13 protein-coding genes and 2 pseudogenes are annotated in these 17,751 nt (G+C 71.0%); 4 read left to right on the top strand and 11 right to left on the bottom strand.

The annotated features are described in order from the left end of the window. Positions 1-47: 47 nt before the first annotated feature. Together OG352_RS00715 and OG352_RS00710 are read right to left on the bottom strand one after the other, a co-directional pair. The gene (locus OG352_RS00715) at positions 48-500 is read right to left on the bottom strand and encodes an RICIN domain-containing protein (RefSeq protein WP_329213188.1); all 453 of its coding nucleotides are present in this window, start codon (positions 498-500) and stop codon (positions 48-50) included. A 155-nt stretch (positions 501-655) separates the two neighbouring features. Beyond that, the gene (locus tag OG352_RS00710; RefSeq protein ID WP_329213186.1) at positions 656-1,426 is read right to left on the bottom strand and encodes a M23 family metallopeptidase; all 771 of its coding nucleotides are present in this window, start codon (positions 1,424-1,426) and stop codon (positions 656-658) included. A gap of 164 nt (positions 1,427-1,590) precedes the next feature. Between OG352_RS00710 and OG352_RS00705 the strand changes: the two genes are divergently transcribed. Both OG352_RS00705 and OG352_RS00700 read left to right on the top strand, forming a co-directional pair. Further along, a complete protein-coding gene (locus OG352_RS00705; RefSeq protein WP_329213184.1) occupies positions 1,591-2,877 on the top strand; it encodes an SH3 domain-containing protein in 1,287 nt (428 codons plus the stop codon). Between the two features lie 104 nt (positions 2,878-2,981). Next, a complete protein-coding gene (locus OG352_RS00700) occupies positions 2,982-3,872 on the top strand; it encodes a M23 family metallopeptidase (protein ID WP_329213182.1) in 891 nt (296 codons plus the stop codon). Positions 3,873-3,912: 40 nt separating this feature from the next. Here OG352_RS00700 and OG352_RS00695 read toward each other — a convergent pair whose 3' ends face one another. The 5 genes and pseudogenes from OG352_RS00695 to OG352_RS00675 form a co-directional block, all read right to left on the bottom strand. Beyond that, positions 3,913-5,346, bottom strand: a complete 1,434-nt coding sequence (locus OG352_RS00695) for a serine/threonine-protein kinase (RefSeq protein ID WP_443072119.1) — start codon at positions 5,344-5,346, stop codon at positions 3,913-3,915. Continuing rightward, positions 5,343-6,128 carry a serine/threonine protein kinase gene (locus OG352_RS00690; protein WP_329213180.1) on the bottom strand — a complete coding sequence of 262 codons (786 nt, stop codon included), beginning with the start codon at positions 6,126-6,128 and terminating at the stop codon, positions 5,343-5,345. Before OG352_RS00690 ends, OG352_RS00695 begins: the two co-directional genes overlap by 4 nt. Continuing rightward, complete coding sequence (locus tag OG352_RS00685; RefSeq protein ID WP_329213178.1) at positions 6,125-6,367, bottom strand: hypothetical protein; 243 nt, start codon at positions 6,365-6,367, stop codon at positions 6,125-6,127. Before OG352_RS00685 ends, OG352_RS00690 begins: the two co-directional genes overlap by 4 nt. 306 nt (positions 6,368-6,673) lie before the next feature. Beyond that, positions 6,674-8,263 carry a rifampin monooxygenase gene (rox, locus tag OG352_RS00680; RefSeq protein ID WP_329213176.1) on the bottom strand — a complete coding sequence of 530 codons (1,590 nt, stop codon included), beginning with the start codon at positions 8,261-8,263 and terminating at the stop codon, positions 6,674-6,676. A 400-nt stretch (positions 8,264-8,663) separates the two neighbouring features. Then, positions 8,664-9,215 (bottom strand): annotated as a pseudogene (locus OG352_RS00675) (TetR/AcrR family transcriptional regulator C-terminal domain-containing protein); the annotation flags it as partial. On the opposite strand from OG352_RS00675, the pseudogene OG352_RS00670 reads away from it, so the two are divergent. Next, positions 9,179-9,832: pseudogene (locus tag OG352_RS00670) on the top strand (FAD-dependent oxidoreductase); the annotation flags it as partial. The pseudogenes OG352_RS00675 and OG352_RS00670 overlap by 37 nt on opposite strands. A gap of 178 nt (positions 9,833-10,010) precedes the next feature. Here OG352_RS00670 and OG352_RS00665 read toward each other — a convergent pair. Beyond that, positions 10,011-11,279 (bottom strand): lanthionine synthetase C family protein, encoded by a 1,269-nt coding sequence (locus OG352_RS00665; RefSeq protein WP_329213174.1) that lies wholly within the window; start codon positions 11,277-11,279, stop codon positions 10,011-10,013. After that, entirely contained in the window at positions 11,276-14,482 is a 3,207-nt protein-coding gene (locus OG352_RS00660; RefSeq protein ID WP_329213172.1) for a lantibiotic dehydratase, read from the bottom strand. Before OG352_RS00660 ends, OG352_RS00665 begins: the two co-directional genes overlap by 4 nt. 245 nt (positions 14,483-14,727) lie before the next feature. Between OG352_RS00660 and OG352_RS00655 the strand changes: the two genes are divergently transcribed. Next, positions 14,728-14,868, top strand: a complete 141-nt coding sequence (locus OG352_RS00655) for a hypothetical protein (protein WP_329213170.1) — start codon at positions 14,728-14,730, stop codon at positions 14,866-14,868. Positions 14,869-15,385: 517 nt separating this feature from the next. Here OG352_RS00655 and OG352_RS00650 read toward each other — a convergent pair. Together OG352_RS00650 and OG352_RS00645 are read right to left on the bottom strand one after the other, a co-directional pair. After that, positions 15,386-15,952 (bottom strand): helix-turn-helix transcriptional regulator, encoded by a 567-nt coding sequence (locus OG352_RS00650; RefSeq protein WP_329213168.1) that lies wholly within the window; start codon positions 15,950-15,952, stop codon positions 15,386-15,388. 328 nt (positions 15,953-16,280) lie between these two features. Beyond that, positions 16,281-17,738 (bottom strand): NAD(P)/FAD-dependent oxidoreductase, encoded by a 1,458-nt coding sequence (locus tag OG352_RS00645; protein WP_329213166.1) that lies wholly within the window; start codon positions 17,736-17,738, stop codon positions 16,281-16,283. Positions 17,739-17,751 lie beyond the last annotated feature (13 nt).

Genomic DNA, 17,751 nt, shown 5'->3' with positions numbered 1-17,751 from the left:
CGACCGCGTTCGGGATGGAGCTGAAGGGGGATGCCCTCCGGCAGGTGTCAGAACCAGCTCTGGAACTGGCTGGCGTTGCAGCCGAAGGTGCGGAAGCCGACGTTGCTGTCGTCGATGCAGCGGCTGGTCGACTGGTTCTTGATTTCGATCGTGCCGTCGTTCCAGTGGTGGATGTACCAGCTCTGGTTGGCGCTGGAGTCACAGGACAGGGTCTTGAAGCCCTGGTCGCTGTCGTACATGCAGCGGTTGGTGTTGGCGTTCTTCAGCTGCACGGTGCCGTCGTTCCACGTGTGCACGATCCAGTTCTGGGCGTTGGAGCCGTTGCAGTCCCAGGTGCGGAAGCCCTGGTCGGTGTCGTCGATGCAGCGGTTCGTCGCCTGGTTCGCGAACGTGTTGACGGCGTCCGCCGCCGAGGCCGTGGTGGCGGGCAGGAACGCGAAGGCCGCGATGGAGGCGCCGAGCGCCGCGACGCGGGTGAGCGTGGAGACGGTCATGGACATGGATGTTCCCTTCGGATGAGTGATGTCTGTTGAGCGATGCTGGTCGGGTGACGTCGGTCGGGTGATGTCGGTCGGGTGAGGCAGTCGCGCCGTGGTGCGCGGCCGGGACCGGCGGTCCGGCGGACCGGCGGGCTGCGCCCGGACCGCGGGCGTTGTCAGCCGCACTCGCGGCTGACGTTGCCCTTCTCGTCGCCCTTGAGGTAGATCGCGCTGACGTAGCCCACCCCGCCCGCGCTCAACGGCAGTTCGACCCACTTGTCGTTGCTGTAGCCCTCGGCGGAGACGAGTTGGCCGGTCTTCCAGCAGTTCGCCGGGTAACTCTCGTTCGGATAGACCTTGCTGACCGCGCCGCAGGTCGTAGCGGCACAGGAGCGGACATTGGCCTCCGCCCAGGCGGTCACCGTGGTCTGCTGTCCGCCGCCCCCGCCCGGCGTGCAGGGCAGATTCACCCCGCGGTCGCGCAGGTACGGCACCGGGTCGATGCCGCGGACCGTGGTGGACGTACCGATCCTGACGCGCAGGTGCAGGTGCGGCCCGGTCGCCTCGCCCTCGCTGCCCATCAGGGCGATGCGCTGTCCGGCCTGGACGTGCTGGCCGACGACGACGTCCCGCTGGTACATGTGCCCGTACTCGGTCACCGTGCCGTCGTCGTGCAGGATCCGGATCCACTGCCCGTAGCCGCTGGCGGGACCGGACGCGATCACCTCGCCGGCGCCGACGGCGTAGATGGGCGTGCCGAGGGCGTTGCCGATGTCGACGCCGTCATGGCTGCCGCTGTAGCCCTGGGTGACGACCCCGGCGGTGGGGCACGAGGCGGAGTACGCGGTCGCCGTGGTGGACGGCGCGGCGACGGCGGACACCGCCGACGCCAGGGGCAGCAGCACGGCGACCGCCGTGACGAGTCCGGCGCGCGGATACAGACGCAAGAGACTTCCTTTCCAAGGGTTCGCTGGGGGACGGCTCGGAACGTACCGGCGCCCGCCGGGGCGGCGGCATCCGGAACGTTCCGGAATGACAGCGCACGACCAAGGCCGATAGGGCTCTACCTCGTCAGCTACACGCTTTCCGAGCCCGATGGGGGAGATTCGTCGTGCGATCCACCACCCGCAGACTGATAAGGGGCCTGTGCGCCCTGCTCGTTGTGGGCGGGCTGCCGCCCGTCACCGCCGCGGCCGCCGACGGCGCCGGGGAGAGACCCGCCGCCGCACAGCCGGCCACCGACTGGCGGGTGGACCTCGCCAGTACCTCGGCCGACCAGCACAACATCGACCACCGCACGGACGGCGCTCTCGCCATCGGCGACCGCCGCACGCGCACACCGTCCGCCCCCGGCCGGGCGTTCGCCGTGTACACCGCGCCGGCCCGGAGCCTCGGCCGGCAGGCCGACGTCTTCACCGTCCGCCGGCAGGCCGATGTGCCCTCGGGGACGCAGGTGCTGACCGAGGTCCGGGGCAGTGGCCATCCCGGCCGGTGGACGCAGTGGACCACCCCCGACCCCACCGGTCGGCTGCGGCTGCCGGAAGTCGTCTCCGTCCTCCAGGTCCGGTTGACCCTCCTGGGCGGCCAGGCCGCCTCCCCGGTCGTCTCGGGCGTCTCCGTACACGCCGACCCGGTGCGGCCCGCCGCACGCGCGCGAGACGGCGCGGCGGCCACGGCGTCCGTGACGTACCGGCTCTTCGCCACCCGTGAGGGTCTGACCGGGCAGACCACGGCCAACGGCCATGTCATCCAGCCGCGTGACCACTTCGTGGCACTGCCGTCCCGGCGGATGCTGGCCGGCGACGGAAGCCGTGAGTACCAGGTACGGCTGTGCTACGCGCGTACGGGACGCTGCGAGACCGCCCCCGTGTGGGACGTCGGTCCCTGGAACACCCAGGACGACTACTGGAACCCGCCCGCGCAGCGGCAGATGTGGCGTGACCTGCCGCAGGGCACCCCCGAGGCGCAGGCGGCCCACCAGTCGGGCTACAACGGCGGCCTGGACGAGTTCGGCCGCAGGGTCGCCAACCCGGCGGGCATCGACGTGGCCGACGGCACCTTCTGGGACGGCCTGGGCATGACGGACAACGACTGGGTGGACGTGACCTTCCAGCCGACCGACGGCGGCGGTGGTGGCGGACAGACGACCGTCACGGCGTGGGCGGAGGCCAACGTCCGCTCCTGCGCCTCCACGACCTGCGGCGCGGTCAGCAAGGTCTACCCGAACGAGAGTTACCCGGCGAACTGCTGGCAGACCGGCCAACTCGTCTCCGCCGAGGGCTACACGAGCGACAAGTGGGTCGAACTGCCGTTGAACGCGGGCGGGGTGGGCTACGTCAGCGCGATCTACCTCAAGGGCGACGAGACCGGGGGCGTGACCCGCAGGTGCGGCACCTGATCCCCTCCGCGCCGGAGGCCACCCCGTAACGTGCCGGAGTCCCTTCTCCGCGCCGGTGCGGCACTGTCGCCGCAGGACACCGACGAGCAGGAGGGCGAGGACCCGTGAGGTTGTGGCTACGAGGGAAACCGGGCTGGGCGGCGGCGCTGACGGCGCTGCTGATGACGGCGGGACTGTGCGCGAGCACACCGGTCGCGTCGGCGGCGCCCACCGCCCGCCCGGACTTCAGGCTTCCGTTCGCGTGCGGACAGACCTGGCAGCTCCAGACGTACCTGGGCCACGCGCCCGACGACAAGAAACTGGACATGTACCGCGTCGACGGCCCCACCCTCGGCGCGTCGGTCGCCGCCTCGGCCGCCGGCACGGTCACCGAGTTCTTCGAGCCCGGCGGGCTCGAGATCAACCACGGCAACGGCTGGTTCACGGTCTATCTGCACATGGACCGCATCGACGTGCGACTCGGCCAGCGCGTCGCCTCCGGTGCACCGCTCGGGCGGCTCGGCCTGGTCGGCACGGACTCGGCGCATCTGCACTACGAGCAGTTGTACGACGCCAACGGCGACAATGACGGAGAGACGGACGAGATGGTCCACCCGGTGCTCCAGGGCACCGAGTACCGGCTCAGCCCGAACGGCCCGTTCCCCCGCGTCACCAGCACCAACGGGTGCAACGGCGGCGGCGACCCGGACCGGTACCAGGTGGACACCTTCGCCGACGCCACCGGTTACGCGGACGTCGACTGCGTGGACGACGGCGCGCCACGCTGCGCGCCCCAGGGCACGCTGCGCGCGGGCACCAACTACGTCCTGTGCAAGAAGTGGGGCGACGAGGTGCGGATCGGCCGGTCGTACAACCACTGGTGGCTGCTCACCGACCTCGACGAGGTGACGCCGGGCGGGCGGGGGAGGGCGTACGTCTCCGCCTACTACCTGCAGAGGTGGGGCGACGACGAGGCGAAGGACAACGACGGCCGCGACATCCGTACGTGCGCCTGACCCGGCCGGCGGAGCCGACCGCCGGCCGGCTCGGGACGGTTCACCGGCAGTCGGGCACGGCGGGACGGCCCGTCGCGCGGACGGCCGGCAGCCAGGCCGTGGACCGCGTGGCGTCCGGCAGCCGCACCCGGTACCACTCGGTGGAGCGGGTGCCCACCTCGTCGGTCACCGGCAGCCCCTGAAGCATCCGGCACTCCGCCGGGAGAACGTCTCCGTGCCACACCCGGGTGGGTACGACGTTGTCGACGGTGTACGCGGCCAGCGGATCGATCGCCAGGCCGAGACTGCACTGCTGGTCGCGCTCGTCCCCCCGGTCACGGCAGAGCTTCTCCACGTTGAAGACCGTGATGTGGGCGGCGGGCACGGCGGTGGCGGAAACGGTCGCGCCGTGGCCCGCGGTGTCACCCCCCGCACCGCCGGCGTCGTCGCCCGCGACGGCGTACACCCAGGCGGCGGCCACCGTCGCGCCCAGCGCCGTGGCCGCCGCCGCACCGAGCACGAGCCGCCGTCGGCGGCGCGGGGGAGCGACGGCAGGCACTCCGCCCGCCACGGTAGTCGCGTCGCCGTCGGCCGCGGCCGACGCCCGGATGCGGGCCAGCAGGCTGTCCGCGCTGTGCGCGGCACGTGCGTCATGCGCCGGAGCCAGGCAGTCGGTGGCCAGCCCGCGCCAGAACGGCGGCACGACGGGATCCAGGCGCAAGGGCGCCCGCCCGGCCGCGAACTCCTGCACGGCCGCTCCCCGTCCCCCCGCCGTGGCGCCGGAGAAGGGCGACGCGCCGCCGGTGAACACCTGGTGGATCATGATGCCCAGGGCCCAGACGTCGGCGCTGGGACGCACCTGCACGCCGCGCTCGCCCAGCGGGGCCTTCCAGCGTTCGGGCGGCAGGTAGTCGGGGGTCCCCAGGGGCGGGATCCACGCGTGCGTGCCGTGGGTGCCGTCGAGCTCCGCGGCGAGACCGAAGTCCGACAGGCGGACCGAACCGTCGGCCATGAGCAGTACGTTGTCGGGCTTGAGGTCGCCGTGCACCCAGCCCAGGCCGTGCAGATACGCGAGTCCCTCACAGATCTCCGTGAGGATCCGCTCACCCTCTCGGTCCTCCAACTCCCCTTCCGCCTCCAGGAGTTGCCGCAGACTGCGCTCGGCGCGCTCCATCACCAGGACGACCGCCCCGTCGAGCCCGGGGTGATCCGGTTCGTCCAGTACGACGGAGTCGAGCAGCCGGACGAGCCGGGGATGCCGTGCCCGGCGCCCCAACTCGCTCTCCCGCCGCGCGCTCTCCACCAGCCCGCGGGCCTGACGCGGCGCGAGTCCGGCCGTGGGCATGAACTTCAGCGCGACGACCGGATCACCACCCGTCCCGCGCACGCCGCGGCCCTCGTAGACCCACCCCCAGCCGCCCTCCGCGATCGGCTCGCCGACCTCCCAGTCCCCTACCCGGTACCCGCGTGGAACCCGTTCCGCCGCCTCGGTCACCGGGACCCCGCCCCCGTCCGGGCCACGCCGGGCCCGGCCGTCGTACGCGCGGGAAGGAGCCGCAGATGTCCCTCACCGACCAGGCCGAAGCGCAGCGCGATACCGACGAGCGCTTCACGCTTGCCGTTGCGGCGCCCGCCACGGCCCGGTTCACGCACAGCCGACGGATTGATGCGGAGTTTCTCCTCCGCCAGATAGTCGATGTGGGCGCTCACCGCACGGGCCGTGAGCTGGGCGCACTGCGGATGCGAGCGGAGACGCTCCACGATCTCGGGCGTGGTCGGCACCGCGAGCGCCGACTCGTCACGCAGCCGCGGCTCACACAGGGCGACCAGCACCAGGAAGTACGTGGCGGTCTCGTCCAGCGAGTACGCGGTCAGGGTCTGGGCGCCCCGACGGCCACCGTCCGGCCCGCCCGGATCCAGGTAGACGTGATCGGGCGCGAAGACCTGGAAGCTCACCCCGGAACCCCGCGTGGGCAGCACGACCCGCGCGAACTCGAAGGGGATGGGCGCCCCGACGCGACGCGGCGGGACCCTCAGATATTCGCCCGCGCCCTCCGGGTTCTCCACCAGGTAACTCTGCGTGGTGCTGTGATTGCTGAGCAGCCAGTGGTCCTCGGCCACCCGGATCTCCCCGGCCAGCCGGGACACCGCCGGGTCGTCGAGCCGCAACTCCACGGGCACCGTCTCCGAACCACGGCCGAAACGCGCCACCTCACCCGCACCGAGCCGCACCGTCAGCGCCGGTTCCTGTGGCAGATGGATCAGTACGCCGCTCATCGTCCCCCGATTCTCGCCGGTTCCTTGCCGTCGACGCCGAACACGCGAAAGACGGGCCCGCCGGGCGCCGGATCGCCCGCGGTACTCCCGCTCTCGCGCGCCGGAGCGCTGACGGCGTACGTGCTCACGTAGGCGGGCCGCTCGGCCAGCCGCACGACGGGCAGATCGGTGGTCAGGCCGGCCGCCCCCATCGTGATCCGGGCGGCGGGAACCTGCCCGGTGTACGCGAGGATGTGCATTACCCCCGGGTAAGGAGGTACCTGTTGTGGGTCATCGGTACTGTAACCGGCCGCTGCGGGCTGAGCGCCCCAAGCACACCGGTTCCTCAGACCCCGGGTCCACGCCGCAGAACTCCCGCTCCCCGGGACGCACGACTCGCCCCCTCGGTTCCTCTTTCGCCGTCTGGCGTGGGGAGTTGTCTCTGTGGGTTTACCAACCCGGCCCCAGGCATGCGATGTAGTTCACGATCGTGATCCGGTTCGCCCTCGGCGGTGCGATCGAGTTCGTGGCCGAGGAGTTGGCCGTCAGGTACTGCTCCGGCGCGGTCAGGATGTCGCTGTCGGCGACGGCTGTTTCTGCCGCCTGCCGGCTTCGGTGGCGGGCTTGCCGAACCAGCGGGAGAGGTGGTCGTCCAGGTCCTGCTGATCGTCGCCGATCCAGGCGACGTGGCCGTCGGGGCGTAGCAGGACGCACGGAACATCCAGGACCGCAGCGGGATCCGCGAGGTAGTCGACCCGGTCTGACCAGCCGCCGACGGTCAGGCGTTCGGTGCGGTCCAGCAGCAGTCCGCGGCCGCGATGCAGCAGACCGTAGAGGTGGCCCTGTTTCACGTCGATGTCGCGCAGGCGGCGGCCGAGCAGGTCGGGGCCTTCGCCGAAGTCGTAGCGGATGCCGATCGCGGTGATCTTCTCGATCAGGTGGCGGTTCACCTCGTCGAAGTCCATCAGTTCGGTGAGCAGCCTGCGCACGGCCTGCGGGCCCGGTTCGGTGGAGTGCAGTTCCATCTGGGCGCGGGTGTTGTCCAGCACGTCAGCGGCGACCGGATGACGTTCGGCCTGGTAGGTGTCCAGCAGTGTTTCCGGCGCCCAGCCGCGGATCTGTGCGGCCAGTTTCCAGCCGAGGTTGAACGCGTCCTGAACGCCCAGGTTGAGCCCCTGTCCGCCGGTGGGCGGATGGATGTGTGCCGCATCGCCGGCCAGCAGCACCCGCCCGACCCGATAACGTTCGGCCAGCCGGGTGGCATCCCCGAAGCGGGACAACCAGCGCGGGGAGTGCACGCCGAAATCGGTTCCGGTGACGGCGCGCAGCTGTTGTCTGAAATCGTCGAGGGTGGGCGGTTTCGCGCGATCGCTGACTCCCGCGGCGGGGACTACGACGAGATAGCGCCCTTCGCCGGAGGGCCTGAGACTGAATCGCTTATCGGTGTTGTGGATCTCGGCCACCTTGGCGGCGATCTCCTCCTGCGGCACACCCACTTCCAGCTCGCCCATCAGCGTCTCGGTCCGCGAGGGCTCGCCGGGGAAGCCGACGCCGAGCTGTTTGCGCACCGTACTGCGCCCGCCGTCACAGCCGACGAGGTAGCGCGAACGCAGCTGTTCGCCGTCGGCCAGCTCGACGGTCACACCCTCGTCGTCCTGCTCGAAATCGGCCACCGCACAACCGCGGCGGACCTGCGCACCCAGTTCGATCGCATGCGCTTCGAGCAGGTGAACGATGACCGGCTGCGGGATGCCCAGCAGATAGGCGTGCGCGGAATCCAGGTCCTTGGGTGCGGGTTTGGCGATGGCGGCGAAGAATCCGGCGGCCGGACGCTGTCTTCCGTGTTCGAGAACGCGGTCCAGCAGTCCGCGCATGGCCATCAGTTCGAGACTGCGAATATGCAGACCGACGATGCGGACGAACGACGCGGGCTCGGTTTCCTTCTCCAGAACGAGTACCCGCACATCGTGCAGCCGCAGTTCGGCGGCCAGCATCGCGCCGGTCGGCCCGCACCCGGCAATGATCACGTCGAACATGAGGGGCGCGCGATCGGCGCCGGACGCCGACGACCGGACTCCGGGGACGTCGCCCACGGTGAAGTCGCGCTCGACCGTGTCGTTCGACGACGGCTCGGCGGTGAACTGCGGAGAGTCCATAGGTGTTGCCTTTCGGGAGTGCCTTGTTGTCGAGGCGCTCCCGGCGACACCTACGTCAATCGCCGGCCGTGACGGGAAGGGGGAGCACCCACATCGATACAGCGTTCATGGGTCTCACCTCCTCGGGCGGTGTCGCGGTCAACTGCAAGCTACAAACCCGGGCATCACCCCGTCCAATCCTTTTCCGGCCACGTGATCACGACTCCGAACGGGCCCGTGCGGCTACAGGGCGAATCCGGCGCGGCTGCCTGGCTGGTCCCCGTCACGGTCGACGGTCTGCCACCTCCACGATGACGCCCTTGAGGAACTCGACGTCGGTGGTGCCGGCGGCGCAAGCCCGCACGGCCCGTGGACACCGACCCCGACACCGACCCCGCTCACATTCGGCAGGAGCTGAGCGTCACGCGGGCGGCCGGGTGAGTTTGGCGGCCACGGCGTCGAGGACCCAGTCCAGGCCGGTCGCGAAGGATGCCTCGGCGTCCACGTCCGTGCCGTCGTACACGGCCTTGGTGAGCGCCGGGAAGCGGCCCGTGGCCAGCATTCTCGTCACATGCGGGCCGGAGGCGCGCTGCCAGTCGCGCTTGGACAGGCCGGTGGCGCGCTCGGCCCGCAGGTTCGCGATCTCGCGCCTGATCGCGCCGGTGAAGTAGGCGCTGACAGTCTCCACGGCGCGCATGACGGTGTCGATGTCGGTGAGGCCGTCGAGGGCGGCCAGGGTGGCCTCGGTCACGGCGAGGCCGTTCGGGCCCAGGGTCGGGCGGCCGCCGAGCAGGTCGGCCAGCCATTCGTGACGGAGAGCGGCCTGCCTGGTGCGGTGGGCGAGGATGCGCAGCGCCTCCCGCCAGTCACCGGGCTGCTCCTCCGGGAGGATCTCGGCGTGGACCTCGTCCACCATGAGGTCGAACAGCTCCTCCTTGGTGCAGGACCCGCCCGGCAGTCTCGTCGGTGACGCCGCAGTACACCGGCGTCACCTCGATCGAGACCTCCCTCGACGACGTCGACACCCGCCACCCTGACCTCGCCCGGCTGATCGGCGAGGGTTCCATGGCTGTGTACGGCGTGAACCGAAGCCTCGTCGCCCAGCGCAACAGCGGCGGCCACGTGAAGGTCTACACCAAATTCCGCGCGCCGCTGGACTGGCACACGGACCTGGACCTGGCCGACGTCGAGGCCGTGCGATCGAGCATGCTGGCTCTGTTCGACGGCTGGGCCGCTCCCGTCCTCGGCCTCCTCCGCCACGGCACCGCCTTCGTCCACCGCCCCTTCTACGTCCTGCCGGTGTCCCACACCTGGACCCACGTCCCCGGGGTGACGCTGCTGGGCGACGCCGCCCATCTGATGCCCCCACTGGGGGCGGGCGCGAACCTCGCGATGCTGGAAGGCGCCGAACTCGCCGAGTCCATCGCCACCGGCCCTGGAGATCTGGACGAGGCCGTCCGCGCCTTCGAGGAACAGATGTGGGCACGGGCCGGCAGATGGGCGAAGATCACGACGGCCGGCCTGGAACGCCTCGTGAGCCCGGACCCCGCCGACGCCCTCGCCCTCTTCGACCAAGTCCAGCCGTCCTGACTGCCAAGCACGAGAGCACCAGCACCAACAGCTCGCCACGGCTTCACGGGACGGCCGGCCTGCGGGGCGCTGCCCACAGTCGGCGCGCACACCAACGTGTGGGTGGTGGCGCTGATGGTGCCGGTCGGCCTCGGCGGGCGCTGACGGTGCCGGCGCTGACCGCGATGCTGTTCGCCGCTCAGCACACCAGCAGGGCCGCCTCCCACGGCACCGGCACCTCTGCCTGCCGTGGGACGGGATCCGCGAAATGCCTCAGTGCCAGCGCCACGCCGGCGGCGCCCATCAGCGTGCCCGCCCGGTCCTCGGTCAGTTCCATCTCCGCGTCGGTGTAGCGGAACCCGAAGGGGGCCGACTCGTCGAAGAAGGCCAGCACCCGCTCGGCCAGGGCGGGCAGTACCGCGGCCAGAGCGGTGTCACCGCTGTCGGCTGCCATCACCGAGCCGACGACGAGGAGGCCCGCGGCTCCATGGCACAGCGAGGCGTCACGCACGGGCCACTCGTGAGCCGGTCGGCCGAACAGGACCCGTACCGCCCCGAGTGCCGCGTCGCACCACTGCCGCTGCCCCAGCGCGCCCCCGGCCAGATGGACGGCCCTGGCGACTCCGGGTGTTCCGTAGCACCAGGCACCCCGGGCGGGAGGCCGCACGGCCCGCCCCCTGGCCTCCTCCTCGAAGGTGAGGCGGTCCGGCCAGTAGGGACCGTGCGGCCCCGGATGGAGCCGGTCGACCAGCCATTGCGCCATCGCCCTCACAGTGGCTGTCTGACCGGGCACGGTGACTCCCGCAGCGGTGGCCAGCGACAGAAGGGCGAGCGGACCGGACACGCCGTGGGCCATGCCCAGGTTGAAATGGCCCTGAGGGAAGTCCTGCGCCCGGTCGACCGCGGTCGGGGGCGTGCCGACCCACCATCCCGGCACCGTCCGGCCGTGTACGTGCACCGGCCGGGTCAGCTCGACGAGCAGTCGCAGCACGTCGCAGAGGGCGTCCGTCTGACCGTCGGCCAGCAGGTACCGGCCGATGCCGGCGAGGCCGGAGACGACGTCGAGACGGTGCAGGGTGCGGGGCGCGCGGGCAAGGCGCTGCACGAGTCGTACCGCTGTGGCCGTGCCGGCCGCACGGACGGTGCGGTAGTCGTCGGCGGACCGCGCCGCCACCGCGGCGGCGAAGGCCAGCGCCACGTCACCGTGGAAGAGTCCCCCGCCGCTGTGGGTACGCGCCGCGACGCCTGCGGACAGATGGCGCAGGGCTAGCCGGCGCGCCTGTGGATCGTCGGCCTGGGCTCCGAAGAGCAGCGCCACTCCCGCGTGTCCCTCGTCCAGTGAGGCCGACGACCAGTGCGCCCCGGGCCAGTCCGCCACCGCCCGGACCCGGGCGGGGTCACTGAGCCGTTCGGCGACCCATCCGGCCGTCTCCGCGGCCCGGGCGCGGATGGCCGGGTCACCGCTCACCGGGCGGCCCTGCGCATGCCCAGACGGACCTGCGCCATTGCCCTGCAGGCGGCCAGCACCTTGTCCTCGCCCGCGGGGTCGATGCCGAGGAACCGGTTGTGATGCATGTGCAGGACGCTGAACACGGCACCGTCCAGGGCGTCGGGCGCCGTGTTCCACAGTTGCCGTCCGTAGTCGTGCAGCGCGCCGGTGAGTTCGTGCCAGCGGGCCGCCACCTCGGGGCGGGTGGCGAGCAGCGCCGGCAGACCGTGGGCGTCCGGCTGCGACCACTGCGCCAGCCGGCCCCGTACGGCACGGAAGTGGTGGTGGAGGTCCTCGTCCTTGACGATGCCCGACGTCGTCCAGGCGTCCGCGTCCAGCGAGGTGGGGCCCAGCATGGCGGCGATCATCCCGCCGGAGGTGACGGCTGCCGCCGCCCAGTGCGGGTCTGTCCGCGTGTCGAGGCGTTCGGCCAGGCAGGCCAGCGTGAACCGGCTGTCGGCGTGGAAGATCCGGTGGGCCGCGGGCAGCAGCGCGGGGCCGCCGTAGCGCTCGGACTCCGGATCGTACGTGGCGATCTCCAGCCGGTTGGCCAGTCCGGTCCGCACCAGGTCCGCCGCCCACGCGCCCACCCGCCGCAGGTGCCTGCCGACCGACTCTTCGTCGGATACGTGCCACCTCAGCCGCAGATGGGGTTCCGGGTCGGCATAGCGCACGAAGAACCATTCGGCGATGTCGTCACGGTTCTCCGACTCGGCCGTGGACATGAAGCGCGGCAGCGAGGTGGCGAGCAGGTCGCGCTGGGTCTCCTGGGCGCTGTAGAGCTTCGCGTAGAGCCACTCGCTGCCGGGCAGGAAGGGTGCGGGTCGTCGGTCCTGGCTCCATGACGGCGTCGCGGCGCGCGGCTGTGCGGGGCGGGAGGGGGCCTCGGTGTGCAGGACCGTGACGATCTCCGCGGTCACCGTGTCCGGTCCCAGCCATCCGGCACCGCCGGCCACCGCCAGGTCCTCGCAGACCACCGGCTCGTCTCCGGGGCGTCCGTCCTGCAACTCGGCGCGGAACAGCAGCCGGTGCCATGGACGGGTGAGGTCCAGCCGCAGCCACTTGTCGGCACCGCCCACCCGCACGACGTCCGGTACCGACCAGCGCGTACGCCAGTGGGCGCAGGCGGCCTCCCACTGCGCCCACGGCAGGGTACGGTCCCGCAGGCCGGGCGCCGAACAGCGCCAGCTCGCCGGGAACAGGACCGTCCGGCCGTGGGTGACGCGCGGCGTGACGGGCAGGTCGGCGAGGGTGCCCCACTGCCACGGTGCCCATCCGTGCATGCCCATCTCCGCCGTCTCCTGGAGAAAGCGGGCCGCGTTCGGCGCGGCCACGTCGGGGGTCAGCATGTGGAACGTACGGGCGCGGACCTCCCGCCCGTGACGGACGGACAGCACCCGGAACCGCTCTCCGTCGCTGGTCACCACCAGGTCGCCGAGGGGGATGTCCTGCGCGCCGCCGGCGTCGAAGGCCCCGATCGTGATGCGGTGGTCCAACCCGGCAGCGGTGTGTGCCACGTTGTGGAAGCGGTCCTCGCGTGGTCCGTACACCAGTTGTGCTCGCAGCGGCTCCGTCGCCGGCCCGTCGGCCAGTTCCCTGAGCAGCGGGGGGCCGCCCAGGAGATGCGCGAAGCGGCCGGCCATGGACCCCGGCGCCTGGCTGCCGGGCCATGGACCGAGTACGGCGACGTAGGCGCCGGCGGTGAGACTCCCGGCGTCGGGCTCGATCACCTCGGCCACGAACTCGAGGCCTTCCGGGGGGCGGGCTCCGGCCGGCTGGGTGGACAGAAGGCCGACAAGATCGTCGTCGAGATCGATGCGGGGCACTTCCGTCCCCGACCGCGATTCCGTCCCCGACCGCGATTCCGTCCTTGACCGGGATGCCGTCCCCGACCGCGACGCGACCAGGACGGCGTCGAGGGCCAGCTCGGCCAGCAACTGCCGCTGAGAGGTATTTTCGGGGGTGGTCTCCGGGCGCCGGTCGCTGGGCGGGTTCCGGTAACCGGCGGGCGCGCCCAGACCACGATCCGGATCGAGCAGCTCGGTCAGCGGCACGGCGCGGCCCAGCCCGTACCGTTCGAGGAACTCCGCGTGGTACTCCCGCAGTCCGGGCGCGGACGTGTACAGGGGAGCCAGCCGCCACAACACCCCCGCCGCCGCGCGCAGTTCGTCCGCGAGCGTGGACGGGAGCGTGCCCGTGGCATCGAGCACCACGTCGGCCGCCACACGGCGTTGCGATGACGGGTAGGCGAGCCCAAGACGGTGCTCCACCGCGTCGATCCGCTCGACGAGCGACCCCAGGGCCTCGGGCGCCGCCTGGCGGACCGTGGCCGTCCGGTACTGCTCGAAAGCGGCCGCGACCTCGGCCAGTTCCTTGGTCTGGGGAACGTCCTGGGGAACCAGCGCCCTCACATGGCCGAGAGGATCCGCGCTGTGGGTCGGTGGCCTCAGCTCCGTCAACAAGAAGTCCAACCGCACCAGTTGCGCCAGCAGCGCGGCCGAGGCCGCTGGGGCCGCCGACGGCAGCGCGGCGGTCAGCCGGTCTCTCAGTTCGTGGAACGGCACGGGCCGATCGGCCCACTCCATCGCCAGCCGCACGGCCTGTGTCGCCCGTACGGACCGCCGCGTCGTCCTCCCGTCGGCATCGGGAGAGAACGGCAGCGTCAGCCGGTCGCCTTTCGGCACCACCAGGTTGTTGGCCTGCACCCGCAGCCGCTCGCAGACGGACGGATCCGCTTCCAGCGCTCGCACCACACCCACGAGCCAGCCCGGATCCGGGCGGACCGAGCGCGTGTGTCCGCCGCGCCAGACCACGTCCGTCTCCGCTCCGAAGCGCAGGAGGCCGACGCCCGCCATCAGCCCGAAGGGAGTGCACCGGCCGGCGGCCCGGAGCTGATAGCGGCTCAGACTGAGGGCGGCGCGCCGCACCTCACCGGGCTTCAGACGCGCGCCGTCACGCGCTCGCCGCAGGGTCTGCGCCAGTGCCGGGCTGGACAGTTCGACCGCCTCCAGCAGAAGCGGGCTGTGCTCCTTCCGCAGGAACGCGGTGAGCTCCTCGACCGTGAAGCCCTCGGCGGCCTGGACGTCGCCGTCGGGAGCCGGCTCGGCTGCAGCGGCAGGCCAGGGATGCAGCGGCGCCCGCAACAGGACGGGCGTCGCATGTCCCGCGTAAACGTTTCTCACGTCCCACCAATCCATCGGCACGCTGGTGCGGAAAAATTCTGGAGCACCGAACCCTCTCGTGAATTCCGAGGCGGGCCGGGGCCGGGTAATTGGAGCATGAAACCGGGGCCGATGTGAAGCGTTGACGTCCCGAGAGAATGAACCTACGCTGACTTCGCCCTCGGGCTTTCGGTCAGTGGCCGTTCGGCATTCGAAGGTCCGGGGTTCCGTTTTCCGCGATACGCGAGAGAAGAAGGAGAAACATCATGGAGAACAACACCGCCACGGATGTGTTCGACCTCGACGTGCAGGAGATCACCTCTGCCGATAGCGACGAGACCACCTCGGCGCTGAGCGGCACCTTCGGCGGCAGGTTCTGCTCCTGCAGCTCCATCCGCCAGGGCTGACCAGCAGGTCAGACGGGCTGTCCGCGATGCTGCCCAGCATCGCGGACAGCCCGTCCGGCATGTCCGGAGGGCATCGGTGGCTGCGTATTCAGCCGCCGCCGGAGGCTACGCTCCCGGAATGAAGGTCCGGCAATTCAGGGAACCCGGAACGCCTTCAATGCCGCCGCAACGATGAACTCGTAAGGCGGACGGAAATGCGCCTTGATCTGATGGGCGAGATATAAAGGCGCGCTAATTTCGCAGCCACGTCATAAACGCGCGGAGTCAATAACTCCGCCGATCTCCATGGCAGGCGGGCGCGCGAATGGAACCGCACCCGCACCGGCATCGCTGTCGCAGTCGCAGTCGGCTCAGCGGCGGGTCACGTTCTTGAATCCCCTCCTCGCCTCCATGGCGGCAGTGACTTCCATGCGATTCCAGCAGATGAGTGTGCAGGATTTGTGCGCAGACTCTGACCTTGGCCCTCGACCGTTCCGATCTTGATGCCGGGCCATGGCGAGGTCACCCTTGAAACGGCTCACAACAGGCCGGCGCGGAGGGCGTAGGCGACGGCGTGGGCGCGGTTGCGCAGGCCCAGGCGGGAGAGCATGGCGTGGAGAGCGTTCTTGATGGTGCGCTCTGAATAGTTCAACTTCTGTGCGATCTCGGTGGTTTCGAGTCCCTCGGCGATCATCTTGAGGATGTCGAGGTCGCGTTGCTCGAAGCCGAAGGAGAACATGCCCCGTATCCCGGGGGTGTTGTGCTGAGCGGTTCTGACCTGCTCGATCAGGGAGGCGACGTGCTCCTGGGGCAGGGCTGCCTGGCCGGCCCGGCAGCCCTGCACCGCCTGCAGGATCCGTGCGTAGTCGGCGTACGGCCGGAGCAGCACACCGAACAGCCCGAAGTGGACGCCGCGCATGAGCTGGAGGTCGCTGACCGTGTTGGCGACCAGCACGATGCGCATCCCGGGGTTCGTGCTCCCCTTCGCGGCACGCTCCATCCAGGAAAGTGTGTCTTCGGTGACGTCGGTGACCATCACCACCACCACATCGGCTCGGGCCAGGAGTGCAGGCGCCAGGACCCGGACCTCGGGACGGCGTCTCAAGTAGGCCGCGGCACCTTCTTTGGTGAGGGGATCGTCGGACAGGAGAGCCAAGGTCAGCGGAACCACCGTTCTTCTCCCCGCGTAGCTGTCGGAAGTCGGGCATACACGCGCGCCGAGGGGGTCTCACAGCTGCCCCGACACGTGGAAGACCGTAGGCCGGCGGTAGTTCACAAAGTGTGCGCAGACAGTGCTGCCGTCGGCGTCTGGCTCCCGTGCGGCATCGGTAGCCGCTCCGCCAGGGCCACCGGGTCCGATGCCCCGGTGGTCGTCCCGCCCGGATTCTTCCGGCCACCCCGCTGCCCATGACCTTGGAGAGCAGGCCTCGCGGTCACTGGCCGATGGCGGTGAAGTACGCGGAGATTCCGGCGGCGTGGGCCGGCTGGTACAGCGCGTACGCCACCACCTCGGGCGGCAGGCCGTAGTCGATGCCCAGGCGGTCGTACAGGGCGGTCGCCCGGTTGGCGAACATGGTCGCCAGGGTCGCCGTCGGGACGTGTGCCGCGACCTCGGTGCCGGTCTCGAACCAGGCGGCGAGACTGTGCTTCACATAGGCGGCCACCGACTCCTCGACGGTGCGTGTCCGGATCGGCAGCCGGGTGGGGGAGAACATCGGATCGAGGATGCCGGGCTTGCCCTCCAGTTCGTTGGCTGCGTGTTCGGCCAGGACGGGTCCGGTATGGAACCCGTCGCGGTATGTGCCGGTCATGAAGTACAGGCCCGGGCGGGTCGACCAGCCCACCAACGGGAAGCCGTCGAGGCTGACGGGCCGGTGACCGGTGCGCCACTCCGCCACGTCGTGGTGTGCGATGCCCTCGTCGAGTTGCCGCATCGCGCTGTCGATCAGGAACTGGACGTCGAACAGCGCGGGGTTGCGGGCGGTGGAGGGCACGAGGGAGTTGGTCGCGCCCAGGTACTCGCGTCCGCCGCCCAGCGGAACGACGTGGAGCCCGCAGGCGAAGGCGCGGTTCGGGGTGCGCACCACGCTGTCGAAGGGGTGGCCGAGTGTCCGCTGACCCACGACGGCGAGGCCGCGCCCGGCGAACATCGGCATCATCTCGGGTGGGGCGAGCAGATCCTCGGCGAGCGCGCGGCTGTCGGCTCCGGCGGCGGCGACGACCGTCCCGGCCTCGATGGTCCGGCCGTCGGCCAGGCGCACTCCGCACACGTCCGCCTGGGCGGTGAGCAGCTCGCTGACGGTCCCGTCGACCAGGAGGACGCCGGACTGCTCCACCTGTACGGCCAGGGTGTCGAGCACCCGTCGGCTGTCGACCGCGCCCTCGCCGGCAAGGCGGACGGCGCGTAACGCACGCCGGTGCGGGCGTGGGTTGTAGCCGGGGATGGTTGCCGGGTCCACCTCCGCCCAGTCGGCCTGGTGGCTGACAAGGGCGTCCAGCATGGCGGCGAAGTTGGCCGAGTCCAGGGCGCTGCCGGAGGTGTTGAGGAGCACGTGTGTGTCCGTGGCCACCCGGATCGGCGGCGAGGGACGGGTGCCGTGCGGCGGGTTCGACGTGCGCGAGGTGGCCTCCAGCCGGCGTAACAATCCCGGCCAGCGGCCGTGTGCCGACAGCGCCGTCTCGAACCTGGCCCTGCCTGGTGCCGTACTCAGGGTGTCGGTGGTGACCTCGGCGAAGCATCCGAGCATCGCGCCGGCCGCCTGGCTCGCGCCGCGCTCGCGACGGCGAGGTCCGACGACAGCGACACTGCGGTCACCCCTGCCGGCCAGCTCGTCCGCCAGTAGCAGTCCGAGCACACCGTTACCCATGATCAACACATCCACGTGCTTCACACGACTCTCCTCG

The sequence above is a fragment of the Streptomyces sp. NBC_01485 genome (assembly GCF_036227125.1).
Classification (GTDB): domain Bacteria; phylum Actinomycetota; class Actinomycetes; order Streptomycetales; family Streptomycetaceae; genus Streptomyces.
Note: the sequence above shows the minus strand (reverse complement) of the source record. Positions and strands in the feature narration are given on the sequence as shown.

Excerpts from the sequence above, each read along its gene's own strand:
- OG352_RS00715 (WP_329213188.1), bottom strand. The coding sequence starts at position 500 with ATGTCCATGACCGTCTCCACGCTCACCCGCGTCGCGGCGCTCGGCGCC.
- OG352_RS00690 (WP_329213180.1), bottom strand. The coding sequence starts at position 6,128 with ATGAGCGGCGTACTGATCCATCTGCCACAGGAACCGGCGCTGACGGTG.
- OG352_RS00685 (WP_329213178.1), bottom strand. The coding sequence starts at position 6,367 with ATGCACATCCTCGCGTACACCGGGCAGGTTCCCGCCGCCCGGATCACG.
- rox (WP_329213176.1), bottom strand. The coding sequence starts at position 8,263 with ATGGACTCTCCGCAGTTCACCGCCGAGCCGTCGTCGAACGACACGGTC.
- OG352_RS00655 (WP_329213170.1), top strand. The coding sequence starts at position 14,728 with ATGGAGAACAACACCGCCACGGATGTGTTCGACCTCGACGTGCAGGAG.